Below are 10,977 nucleotides of genomic sequence, written 5' to 3' on the forward strand. Positions count from 1 at the left end.
CCGCCGAGATGGCACTCTCGGTCCTCGCCTATAACCTGACACGGGTCATGAACATCGTCGGGACCAAGCCGCTGATGGCTGCGATCGCGGCGTGAGACCGAACCGGTCCTGGCTTCTCACCGACTTCCTTGGAAGGGTGTTTTTACACGGCCAAGACCCAAAGCGGAAGTGCACGCTCGCCTCAATTCGGTCAGTCGTATAAACTGTCTGAGTTTGGTATTCGTCCACATTTCAAAGAGGCAGATTATGGAGCTTCCCCGTCGACGATTTCTGCAACTGGCTGCCAGCGCCGCTACACTGCCCGTTCAGATATATAGTGCATCAGCGGCCGATTATCCTGTGCGACCTGTTCGTATTATAGTCGGCATTCCTCCCGGACTCGCGCCTGATGTAGCGGCCCGCTTGATCGGCCCAGCTTTGTCGGAACGGTTTGGTCAACCCGTCATTGTTGAGAACCGCCCAGGTGCGGGCGGATTGATTGGCGCCCAAGCTGTAAGCAGCGCCGCACCAGACGGCCACACGCTGCTATTGGTGCTATCGGGGTACGCGGCCAGCGCCGCGCTTTATCCGAGCACCACGTTCAATTTTGTCAACGACATTGCGCCGGTCGCCCTCATCGGCAACACGCCGTATTTGTTGATACTAAATCAGTCTCTCCCGGCAAAAACGGTCCCTGAATTCATCGCCTATGCCAAGGCTAATCCGGGCAAGATCAACATGGCCTCTCCGGGTATCGGAACAGCCCCTCATCTCGCAGGCGAACTATTCAAGATGATGACGGGTGTTGATCTTGTTCACGTCCCGTATCGCGAAAGCTATATGACGGGGCTTTTGGGCGGACAAGTTCAGGTCGCGTTCCCCGCAGTCGCTCAGGCGATTGGCTATATCAACGAAGGGAAGCTGCGTGCACTTGCGGTGACGGAAACGAAACGCTTAGACGTGCTACCGGAAATTCCGGCTATGAACGAGTTTGTGCCCGGCTATGATGGCAGCGGCTGGCTCGCTGTCGGCGCGCCAAAAGGCACACCCTCCGATATCATCGACAGGCTCAATACAGAAATTAAGGCGGTGGTTGCAGATCCCAAGTTCAGGGCTCGTCTGGTCAGCGTTGGAATAGAGCCTGTGCAAATGACACCTGCCCAGCTAGGCAAACTGATCGAGGGTGCCACCGAAAAGTGGGCCAAGGTGGTCAAGTTTGCCGGAGTGAAAGCAGAATGATGGAGCAGGCACCCGTTTACGATATTCGCACCGCAACGGCCGAAGACATTCCCGAATTGCTCGCGTTGCAGGCGGACAACCAGATCAGTAGGGGTGGTGCTCTATCAATCGAGTTTCCGGCGACATGGTTCGCGGATGTTATTCGTGACATGCCGATCGTTACCGCTTGGCGGGAGCATCGCCTCGTCGGGTTCCTTGTTTCGAGCCCAAGAGAGGCAACACAACATTTGCCGCTTGGTAAGGCCAAATTTGGTGCGTACCCGGCTGGGTCGAACGCCTATAACTCCGGACCATTATGCATCGCGGCCACGGAACGTGGGCGGGGCTTGGTCGCACAGCTGTTCGACAAACAGGAGTCGCTTTTGCCGGGCCGCGAGGGCGTCGCATTCATTCGCCGGGACAACGCGGCGTCTCGCGCAGCGCACGCCAAGTGTGGTTTTCGAGAGGTAGCGGAGTTCTCATACGCAGGTGTCGACTACCTCGTTGCGGCACGCGCGGCTCCGCCCGTAGCATAGAGATGTCCGCTTTGGCGATCGAATGCCAGTCTGCGGTGCCACGACTTCCGGTATTGGCACCTTTGAGACATGCCGACAGCCTTTGACGAAGTCCGTTGTCGAGGGCAAAGCCGACCTCCCGAAGGCCCGCTTGGACTTCTCAGTTTCCCAAAGCGGACATCACTCGTGCCGTCATCGATGTGCGTTCCTCGCGCGTGAACGCGTTGAGGTCCGGAACAAAATTTCGACTGCCTTTCGGGGCAGTTAAGATCCGCGATCTAGGGCCTTGCCATATCAACATTGTTACTGGGGCATGGTAGGCAAAGAAGGTCTTGTTAGTACTAGAAGCCGGTGGCTTGCGCTCTGGAACGTGGACATGACCGGTTACCAAGGATAGACGGGCTGTCGACCTCTGGGCGGTGACGCGGATCGCACCGAAGCTATGACCGGCGTTCGCGGGAATGTTGTCCGTGGGGGTCGTCGAAGGAGTTTATTCTGGGGCAAGCTGCCTTGCACTGGTGGCCGATCATGGCACCAGACTTCCGGTGTGAGCAGAGAACACGGCGAAAGGCAGGTCGGCTTGCTTAAGTCCTAGCCATTGAAGAACGTCCGATCGGCTCGAGCCTTGCGCGGCTTTCTCCCTGAGCAGCCACTAAGCGCCAGGGCTCCCCCCTGATCCAGATCCGATCAATTTCGATCGAACGCCACCCAGCGGGCAGGATCACCGGTCCTTTGCACCAGTGTTGAGGATTGTCGGGCCCGGGCTGTATCCTCGGAAAACCCAGAATCAACCCCAACAAAAAGCCGCCAAGATTTGCAAAGAATGGTCCGGCGGGCGGTTGCTCCGGAAATACGTCTTTACGGTATTCGAGGGTTTGCATAAATCTGCCCGTGCAGAAATCGCCGTAGCCTCGCTCCAACATCTCTAAGGAAAGTCGTCTGTTGCCTGTTCGGGCGGCCCAAACGCCGTACAGGGCCGACAACATAGGACTGCCAATGTATCGTTTTGCGACTTTCAAATAAAACGCGAGAGTGGCTTGTTCTGTCTCCACATCAAAACCGCTTCCGAGGGGGAAGATCCCCATTAGCGGATCGGGTGTAGCGGCCTTTTCTTCATCAACCCGGAACTCATCGTGAGAAATCACTACTTTACCCCGTTTGGGGATTACCATCTTCGTTGCGATCTCAAGCCACGCGGGATCCAACGGTATGTTTAGTCGCTTCGCAGCTGAGATAGCGTCTAGCAAAACGGCTCTGGCTGAAATATTCGTGAATACTGCGTTGTCCGACGGCGATTTACGCTCGGCGATACCCATTGAGGCACGAATTTCATATTTGCCGCGCCGCTTCGTCACGCGGCTCTTGACCCATTCGGCTACGCCCGACAGCACAGGCCAGGCCTTGTCCCTCAAGAACCCATCGTCTCCGGTTACATCTGCGAAAAGCGCAAATGCGCGAGCTATATCAAGTGAAGCATGATCTTCGCGCCAAGCTGCCGAACCAGGCATCGGGGCGGCCTCTTCGCCGGTGGATGGCGCACTTTCCCAAGGAAATTGCAGGCCGCGCCTTCCCATTAGACGTGCATTGCCGCGGGCAGACTCCAGACTCCGTACGCGGTAGTCTAGGATACCTTGCGCCGCGTCGGGCTGAAGAAAAATCAACGGCGGAACACAGAAGCTTTCAATGTCCCACATCACGTGACCAAAGTAGTAATGGTAGTCATGCCAGGTCGCCAAGCCGAACATGGATGTGGAAGCGGGAGATGAGGCGTGGGTCGACGACACCAAGTAGAAGAATGCGGCATCAGCCATGGCTTGCCATCGCTTCTCTGCGCCCACCAATCGAATTCGGCTCTTCCATAGTTCGGCCCAGCGAGCCCTGTTATTTTTCCTGATCGCGTCAAAGCCGATGTTGGCCGCCATGGCAATCAATCTTGCGGCCTGGTAATCTGGCTGACTATGGAGTGCGCTAGGAACCAAACTCACTAGCTGACGGAGTTTGTATTGACGCCCGCGGCGAGCGCGCCACGCATACTCGCTTCTCAAACCGTCACCATCCAATGGCGGTCGTTGCGCTTTTGCATCGTTGCCAACGAGCTCGGTTACGTACGCTAGTCCGCATTTCGAAATCGCGCCCGCGCTTTCCCACAGCAGCGACCCGTCGCATGAAGGTTTGGCTTCTCCGGGCGTGTCGCGATTGTATCGCAGAGGGCGTCCTTCAATACTGGACAGGTCTATCCTTCCGCGAACTTTAAGGTCCGAGGCGGCATCGATATCAATGGCAATCTCTTGGCACACTACAGTGGGCTGCTCTCGGCTACAGAACGACGTCACGACGATTTTTGCCTGGAGCTCCCCGACTTTAAAATTCAATCGGGTGATCAATTCGGCGGTCGAAAAATCGTAAGCTTGGTCGACAATGCGAACGCCTTGAGGTGTGTCCGACATCCACACTCCATCTACGCAGATGTCGCCGGCAAGCGGATAGGGAGCGAATGCGGCAGCCTCTATTTTTCTTTCGGGATGCTCACCGGAGAACCCACTGAGCAGCGCCATGCCAGGAGCCAGTGGATTGTCACGAACCTTCAGGCCTACGACGCCATTTGACATATAGGCCGGCAACTCATCGCCCGCGCTTCCGGCGACTGATCGAGGACTAATAGGACCGTCCATTGCAGCTTCCTCCAACCGGCGCAACGCTTAGCGAGGTGGGGCGTTCCAAGGCCCTTGCCCGGCAGAGCGCGCATCAACGGTAGGAACGCTGGATTTACCGGCGCGTTGCTAAACCCGAGACGTTCAAAGCTTAAAAAGGTAGGGGTTCAAGATGGCGGGAGAAAGCGCGAATTGGTGGCAGACTGGGGTCATCTATCAGATCTATCCCCGTTCATTTCAAGACAGCAACCACGACGGCGTAGGAGACCTGCGGGGAATTTTACATCGGTTGCCTTATCTAGAAGAACTGGGTGTCGATGCCATTTGGTTGTCTCCGATCTTTACGTCGCCTATGGCAGACTTCGGCTACGACATAGCTGATTACACCGATGTCGATCCACTATTCGGAAATTTAGCGGACCTCGATAGCCTTATAGACGCAGCCCACCGCCATCAGCTCAAGCTCATTCTGGACCTCGTTCCCAATCACACATCGGATAAGCATTCCTGGTTTGTTGATAGCAAATCATCTCGCAATAACCCGAAACGCGATTGGTATATCTGGCGTGATCCGGCTGCAGACGGAGGGCCTCCGAACAATTGGCTTTCAGAGTTTGGGGGAAGCGCGTGGGCATTCGATCCGAACACTAATCAGTATTATTACCATACGTTTCTGTCTGCCCAGCCAGACTTAAACTGGCGCAATCCTGCCGTTCGCGACGCCATGCATGACGTCATGCGGTTTTGGCTCCGGCGAGGCGTCGATGGCTTTCGTGTGGATGCCGTGTGGTATCTAATTAAAGACGATCAGTTCCGCGACAATCCCCTGAACCCCCTTTTCCAGCCGGGCGGGCTACCCCGAGATGCGCTGATACCGTTCTATACGGCAGATTTACCCGAGGTTCACGAGGCGATTACCGGGATGCGACGAGTTCTAGATGAATTTCCCGATCGAGTGTTGCTCGGGGAAATTTATCTTCCGATCGAGCGTCTTGTCGCCTATTACGGCCGAGATCTGAAGGGCGTCCACTTTCCCTATAACTTTGCGCTCCTCACCGCCAAATGGGAAGCCCGATCACTCGCACAGCTAATCGATGAGTATGAGGCCGCTCTTCCGTCGGGCGGGTGGCCGAATTGGGTTCTGGGCAATCACGATCGACCTCGCCTCGCAACTCGAGTGGGGCCGAACCAGGTGCGAGTGGCCGCAATGCTTCTGATGACTTTGCGCGGGACACCGACCCTCTACTATGGTGATGAAATTGGCATGCAGCAGGCGGCAATTCTGCCGGAACAGGTTCGGGACCCGTTCGAAAAGAACGTTCCAGGCATCGGTATTGGTCGCGACGGGTGCCGCACCCCGATGCAATGGGACGGCACGAAATCCGCGGGTTTTTCGGAAGCTGACCCATGGTTGCCAATTGCTGATGACTTTCGCGAGGTAAATGTGAACAGTTTGAGCAAGGATAAGGGATCGCTCTATTGGCTCTACCGTCGGCTGATCGATCTCCGGCGCAAGCACGTTGCTCTTGCAGAGGGCTCGTATAAGCCCCTCATGGCCAGCGGCGAACTGCTGCTGTTCTATCGTGAGCTGCGGAAGGAGCGAGTGTTGATAGCCCTCAACATGGGGCCTGAGCCTATCGCGGTCTCATTTCCTGAGGAGAGAGTATCTGGCCGCGTTCTTTTATCTGCATTTGCAGACCGCGAGGGGGAAGAGGTGAGCGCCAGTTTCGATTTACGTGGCAACGAAGGCTTAGTCATGAAATTGGACTCGGATCGGCGCGACAATTAGGAACATATGGCAACATTGAGCGTTCGATGAGTTGCTAGACATCAAGTGTTTAAACATGGGTGAAAAAGGAGATGAGGATCGCTCAGATTGCCCCGCTGATGGAGAGCGTGCCCCCAATGCTCTACGGCGGGACTGAACGGATCGTTTCCTACCTTACGGAAGAGTTGGTCAGATTAGGTCACGAGGTTACGTTATTCGCCAGTGGAGATTCTGTGACCTCGGCGAAATTGGTGGGCTGCGTTCCGACGGCCCTTCGGCTGGACCCTAAAGTCTGTGATGTCATTCCGTACTACAGGCTCATGCTCGACCGGGTCCGGCGCCAGGCACACCAATTCGATGTTCTCCACTTCCACCTCGACTATTTGCACTTTCCACTTTTCCGCGAAATGTCCTCGCGAGTCCTGACCACACTACACGGAAGGCAGGATCTCCCTGACAACAAGCCCATCTACACGTGTTTTGATGAGATGCGTTTGGTCTCCATTTCCGATAGCCAGCGGATTCCGATTTCGAACGCAAACTTCGCCGCTACAATCTACCACGGGATCCCAGCGACAAATCTTAAGGCAACCCTACGACCGCAGGGCGGCTATCTTGCTTTTCTGGTCGCATTGCTCCGGAAAAGGGTCCGGAAGCCGCTATTCAAATCGCACGATCTGCCGGTGTGCCACTCAAAATTGCGGCCAAAATCGATCGGGTGGACGAACAACTTTCGCGAACGAATCGCGCCCTTGCTGGATCAACCGGATATCGAATTCATTGGAGAAATCAACGAACAACAGAAAGCGGAATTTTTGGGTCAGGCTTACGGCCTGCTTTTTCCGATTGATTGGCCGGAGCCGTTTGGCCTGGTGATGATAGAGGCAATGGCGTGCGGCACTCCCGTTCTGGCTTTTAATCGAGGCTCGGTATCGGAGATCGTGGAGGACGGCAAGACGGGTATCGTAGTTCAATCAAAGGACGAGGCGATCGAGAAATTACACCACGTTCTAACTTTGGATCGACGGAGAATCCGGCACGAGTTCGAACGGCGTTTTTCGGCTCAACGAATGGCCAGTGATCATGTTAGACATATCAAGAGCTGCTAAAGGGCGAGCAGGAATGCCTCCTCCAAAGAGGTTTGTTCGGAAACAATGCTCAGCAAGCTTGTCTCACCTCAGCCGTTCAGTGACCAATGTGTTGCCGCTCGTTGATAACAGTCGACCGTCGTAGCTTCTTCTGGGACTAATTGCCGCTAGCGTTCGCGGGACGTTCCAGTGGGAAGGAGCCGGGCTAGCTGTTCACTGGCTGCGCTCACTTTACGGACTTAACAAGGGCCGTTTCCTTCTCGTAGACGTTGATGATGGTTTGGCCGCGGGACCCACGGCGACGGTCGCGGTGTGGGCGACGCCGGCCCGTTCGGTCGTCAGCTTTACCTAGTCGCCAATAACGCGAGGCCGATCCTGTTCATTAATTGCGCCGCGCTGCGGATCGGGCGATCGTCGGCCTTCCTCACGATATCGCCTTTGTGCAAGCCTGCGGCTTCCGCTGGCGATCCAAAGCCAACCTCCGCGATCCTAGCGCCCTCGCTGCGGCCACCGTCGGAAGCAGGATGCATGTCCTGCAGGGAAATGCCGATCCGGCCGCGATCGACGCGGCATTTCTCGACGATCTGATCCATCACGCGCCGCGCCATGTTGATGGGGATCGCAAACCCGATTCCGACGTTGCCGCCGCCGGGAGAGATGATCGCCGAATTGATGCCGATCAGTTCGCCCTTAAGGCCGACCAGCGCGCGCCCAGCCCCCAGGCCGCCGGCGACGGCCAAGTGCTGATCGCGAACAGTCGAGCAATTTAGCGTCAGCCGTTCACCGACCATCGTGGCCGCGGGCGATCTAGAGTCAGAAAGTAATGTCAGTCGAGTCGAAGCCTCAATTGCCGGCGGCTGCGCAATCGTTCGAGCAATGGAACGGCGCCATGGCAGTCCTGGACATTGGCCGGGTGAACATGGACCCCGAGCAGAAGGCCGTTGGTGTCGGTGACGATATGCCGCTTACGTCCATAAATGCGTTTGCCGGCATCATAGCCCCGCGGGCCGCCAGCCTGCGTCGCAGAAATAGTGGTCAAGCCATCGGCCACTGCGCTCTGTTTTGAGAATTTTATACTTTATCGCTTTGATTTCTTCTTAGTAGCCCTCTTGCTTTTCTTGGCGGACTTCTTCGCACGCTTAGCCGACATTTTGGCTGCTTTTCTCGGCGGCTTTTTGGCAGACTTCTTCGCGGATTTCTTGGCGACCTTTTTCGCAGACTTCTTGGCGGACTTTTTCGCCTTTGCGGCCTTTGCAACCTTCTTGGCTGCCTTCTTTACCGATTTGGGAATGCGCTTGGCCACTGCTTTGGTTGCGGTCTTGGCAGTCGACTTAACGGCAGTCTCTGCGAGCGTTCCGGCCGCCGTCGCCAGCACGTCAGTCGTCTGCTCGATGATGGGCTTCTTCTCTTCTGGCTTTTCGGTGTCCATGGTGTCCTCCAGAATCGGGAGCGTAGCTCATTTTCCCTTCTGGCGGCATTGGCGGGGGAGGGGTATGTCCCCAAGAAATTCATTCAACACGAAGGTTTTCGGGCGGTTTCTGCGTTTGTCAGGCTCCTGGCTTAATTTGAGCAATGGCAGGCCTCCAGGTCGTCTTGTGGATCTGATGCCGTGTTACCTATGATCCGAGCAATTAAGTAGTGTAGATCGCGCCCGCGATCGTCATCATCTGAACGCCTAAGTGCCGCCTCGACAAGCGACGCATACTCGCTGCTTACGAGGAGCACACCGACAGCGCGAGTTGTGCGTCTCGCTAAGCTTAAGAGGTATCTAGTCTACCACTCAGCCATTCCGTAGGTTGATTGAAACCGGACGGCCCGCTTGCATGGTGTCAAACGGACCGCCCGGCCGAGGACCGTCTGCTGGCTAAACGAGACGGCTGATACGAGAATACACGGCCGCTGCTCGTGTTCCTATTATTTTAAGAGCAGGCAACCAGACGCAATCGGTTGGCCCGGGTGCCGTGGCCTCTGTCGTGGAGATACTCGCGCAACCAAGACATCGGATTAGGAACGCATGAGGTCATATGAAGTTCTTAAGGCAGCTAGTGTGAGGACCGTATGTACGCTGCGCACTTTCCTATTACGGAAAACCACCCGGACCTGGGCCGAGCTATGGATATCGCGATGGGCTACGTCTACGGAACTGGATTGATCGACAGATTTCCAAATCCTGAAATGTTGGTCGCTACCGCGATCTCGAATGCATGGAAGGCCGGCGTCAGGCACCCAATAGCGCTTGCGAATGCGGGCATCGTCTGTGCCGAGCGAACGGCTCGCCGGGGCAGCTGCCAGACCTTCCAAATGCTAGTGTAGGCTGGGCCTGAGATCGCATAATGCCAGCAATCTGGGCGAGCCGGTTGCAGCAGGACGCGAAGGCATGGAGCGGCGAGAGGGGTAGTTCGGTCCGTTTACGCCATGTGCAGTCCAACGGTCCGCGAGGCATCCCTGTCACCGTCAGACGTTCTCGTCGTGCTGCGGATGCCCTTAGGTTCGAATAGAACCGCAAGATTTCAAAAGCGATGGATGACCCGTACGATCTGGTGCTGGGCATGTTTGCCGTGGCGATCGCTGCCGTCATGCTGATAGCGGGCGAACTCTACTTTGTGTGGGCGCCCGATCCACCGCAAACGTACACGCCGCCGCCCTCGGTCGTAACGTCATCCATCAACGGGGACCGTGCGCCAAATTAGGTCTCAAATTTGGGTACGAAAACGCTGGATACGAGCTGTCGAATAGAGACGAGGAGGTGAACAATGGGAGGCACCGCATTTGTTCCGATGCTGTCGCTCGACGCCGGGTTGACGCTTTATCTTGCGGAAATCCGCAAGTTTCCCATGTTGCGGCCGGACCAGGATTCGGCCTATGCGAGGCGCCGGCGCGACCATGGCGACCGTGAAGCAGCCTATCATCTCGTCACCAGCCATCTGCGGCTCGTCGCCAAGATCGCCATGCGTTATCGGGGCTACGGGCTCCCGATTGCGGACATCATTTCGGAGGGAAACGTGGGCCTCATGCAGGCCGTGAAGCGCTTCGAGCCCGAGCGCGGCTTCCGGCTCGCGACCTATGCGATGTGGTGGATCAAGGCTTCGATACAGGAATACATCCTGCGTTCGTGGTCGCTGGTAAAAATGGGAACCAGCGCCGCCCAGAAGAAACTGTTTTCAAGCTTCGGAGGACAAAAGCGGAAATCTCGGCACTAGAGGAAGGCGACCTTCGTCCGGAGCACACCGCGATGATCACCAAGAGGCTCGCCGTGCAGGAGAACAACGTCGTCGAAATGAACCGGCGCCTTGGCAGCGACGTGTCGCTCAACACTCTGGTGCGTGCAGACGAGGCGGGCGAAATGCAGGACTGGCTCGTCGACCCGGCATCCAGTCCCGAAGCCGTGTACGCGCAGGAGGAAGCCAAACAGCGGCGTCAGGCGCTTGCCGGCGCCATGGAAGTCCTCAACCCGCGAGAGCGCTGCATATTTGAAGCGCGGTTGAATGGAAATGCTGGCCCGAGCGTTGCAGAACAGGCGAGGAGCCGCATTATTCGTGGGGCAGTCTCTTAGGAGGATGCAATGAACAAGCCGTTACAGGGCTATGTCCGCGCTGACGTTCCTTTGCGCATGTTGGATACCGCGCTGCATAAGTCCTCAAGCGACCCGTCGGCGGGTGTTCTAGATATTTCAACTGAGGATGGCGTGCTCCGTCTTGAGATAAGTGCGATGCTGCTAAAGACCTGCAGATTGATTTGAACCAATTCCTCGGCGTAGA

The 10,977-nt window shown here is 56.4% G+C and carries 8 protein-coding genes and 3 pseudogenes; 7 read left to right on the forward strand and 4 right to left on the reverse strand.

Annotated elements, in window-relative coordinates; genetic code table 11:
- Positions 1-246 precede the first annotated feature (246 nt).
- A complete protein-coding gene (locus JQ558_RS33730; RefSeq protein ID WP_212296446.1) occupies positions 247-1,218 on the forward strand; it encodes a tripartite tricarboxylate transporter substrate binding protein in 972 nt (323 codons plus the stop codon).
- Complete coding sequence (locus tag JQ558_RS33735; RefSeq protein ID WP_212212473.1) at positions 1,215-1,733, forward strand: GNAT family N-acetyltransferase; 519 nt, start codon at positions 1,215-1,217, stop codon at positions 1,731-1,733. The genes JQ558_RS33730 and JQ558_RS33735 overlap by 4 nt, the downstream gene beginning before the upstream one ends.
- Positions 1,734-2,296: 563 nt before the next feature.
- Here the strand turns inward: JQ558_RS33735 and JQ558_RS33740 are convergent.
- Positions 2,297-4,384, reverse strand: a complete 2,088-nt coding sequence (locus tag JQ558_RS33740; RefSeq protein WP_212212478.1) for a glycoside hydrolase family 65 protein — start codon at positions 4,382-4,384, stop codon at positions 2,297-2,299.
- Positions 4,385-4,535: 151 nt separating this feature from the next.
- Here JQ558_RS33740 and JQ558_RS33745 point away from each other — a divergent pair, with 151 nt between their 5' ends.
- Both JQ558_RS33745 and JQ558_RS33750 read left to right on the forward strand, forming a co-directional pair.
- On the forward strand, positions 4,536-6,152 hold the full coding sequence (locus JQ558_RS33745; protein ID WP_212212480.1) for an alpha-amylase family glycosyl hydrolase: 1,617 nt from the start codon (positions 4,536-4,538) through the stop codon (positions 6,150-6,152).
- Positions 6,153-6,223: 71 nt separating this feature from the next.
- A pseudogene (locus tag JQ558_RS33750) lies at positions 6,224-7,219 on the forward strand (glycosyltransferase family 4 protein); the annotation flags it as partial.
- Between the two features lie 344 nt (positions 7,220-7,563).
- On the opposite strand, the gene JQ558_RS33755 reads toward JQ558_RS33750, so the two are convergent.
- The 3 genes and pseudogenes from JQ558_RS33755 to JQ558_RS33765 form a co-directional block, all read right to left on the reverse strand.
- Entirely contained in the window at positions 7,564-7,959 is a 396-nt protein-coding gene (locus tag JQ558_RS33755) for a S1C family serine protease (RefSeq protein WP_409363435.1), read from the reverse strand.
- 119 nt (positions 7,960-8,078) lie between these two features.
- Positions 8,079-8,243: pseudogene (locus JQ558_RS33760) on the reverse strand (transposase); the annotation flags it as partial.
- A gap of 54 nt (positions 8,244-8,297) precedes the next feature.
- Entirely contained in the window at positions 8,298-8,648 is a 351-nt protein-coding gene (locus tag JQ558_RS33765) for a hypothetical protein (protein WP_212212483.1), read from the reverse strand.
- 1,090 nt (positions 8,649-9,738) lie between these two features.
- Here JQ558_RS33765 and JQ558_RS33770 point away from each other — a divergent pair.
- From JQ558_RS33770 to JQ558_RS33780, 3 genes and pseudogenes are all read left to right on the forward strand, one after another.
- Complete coding sequence (locus JQ558_RS33770) at positions 9,739-9,909, forward strand: hypothetical protein (RefSeq protein ID WP_212296447.1); 171 nt, start codon at positions 9,739-9,741, stop codon at positions 9,907-9,909.
- A 63-nt stretch (positions 9,910-9,972) separates the two neighbouring features.
- Positions 9,973-10,700: pseudogene (locus JQ558_RS33775) on the forward strand (RNA polymerase factor sigma-32); the annotation flags it as partial.
- Positions 10,701-10,781: 81 nt separating this feature from the next.
- Positions 10,782-10,958 carry a hypothetical protein gene (locus tag JQ558_RS33780; protein ID WP_212212486.1) on the forward strand — a complete coding sequence of 59 codons (177 nt, stop codon included), beginning with the start codon at positions 10,782-10,784 and terminating at the stop codon, positions 10,956-10,958.
- Positions 10,959-10,977 lie beyond the last annotated feature (19 nt).

The organism is Bradyrhizobium sp. AUGA SZCCT0160 (genome assembly GCF_018130105.1).
GTDB lineage: Bacteria > Pseudomonadota > Alphaproteobacteria > Rhizobiales > Xanthobacteraceae > Bradyrhizobium.

Excerpts from the sequence above, each read along its gene's own strand:
- JQ558_RS33770 (WP_212296447.1), top strand. The coding sequence starts at position 9,739 with ATGGATGACCCGTACGATCTGGTGCTGGGCATGTTTGCCGTGGCGATC.
- JQ558_RS33740 (WP_212212478.1), bottom strand. The coding sequence starts at position 4,384 with ATGGACGGTCCTATTAGTCCTCGATCAGTCGCCGGAAGCGCGGGCGAT.
- JQ558_RS33780 (WP_212212486.1), top strand. The coding sequence starts at position 10,782 with ATGAACAAGCCGTTACAGGGCTATGTCCGCGCTGACGTTCCTTTGCGC.
- JQ558_RS33730 (WP_212296446.1), top strand. The coding sequence starts at position 247 with ATGGAGCTTCCCCGTCGACGATTTCTGCAACTGGCTGCCAGCGCCGCT.
- JQ558_RS33765 (WP_212212483.1), bottom strand. The coding sequence starts at position 8,648 with ATGGACACCGAAAAGCCAGAAGAGAAGAAGCCCATCATCGAGCAGACG.
- JQ558_RS33745 (WP_212212480.1), top strand. The coding sequence starts at position 4,536 with ATGGCGGGAGAAAGCGCGAATTGGTGGCAGACTGGGGTCATCTATCAG.
- JQ558_RS33735 (WP_212212473.1), top strand. The coding sequence starts at position 1,215 with ATGATGGAGCAGGCACCCGTTTACGATATTCGCACCGCAACGGCCGAA.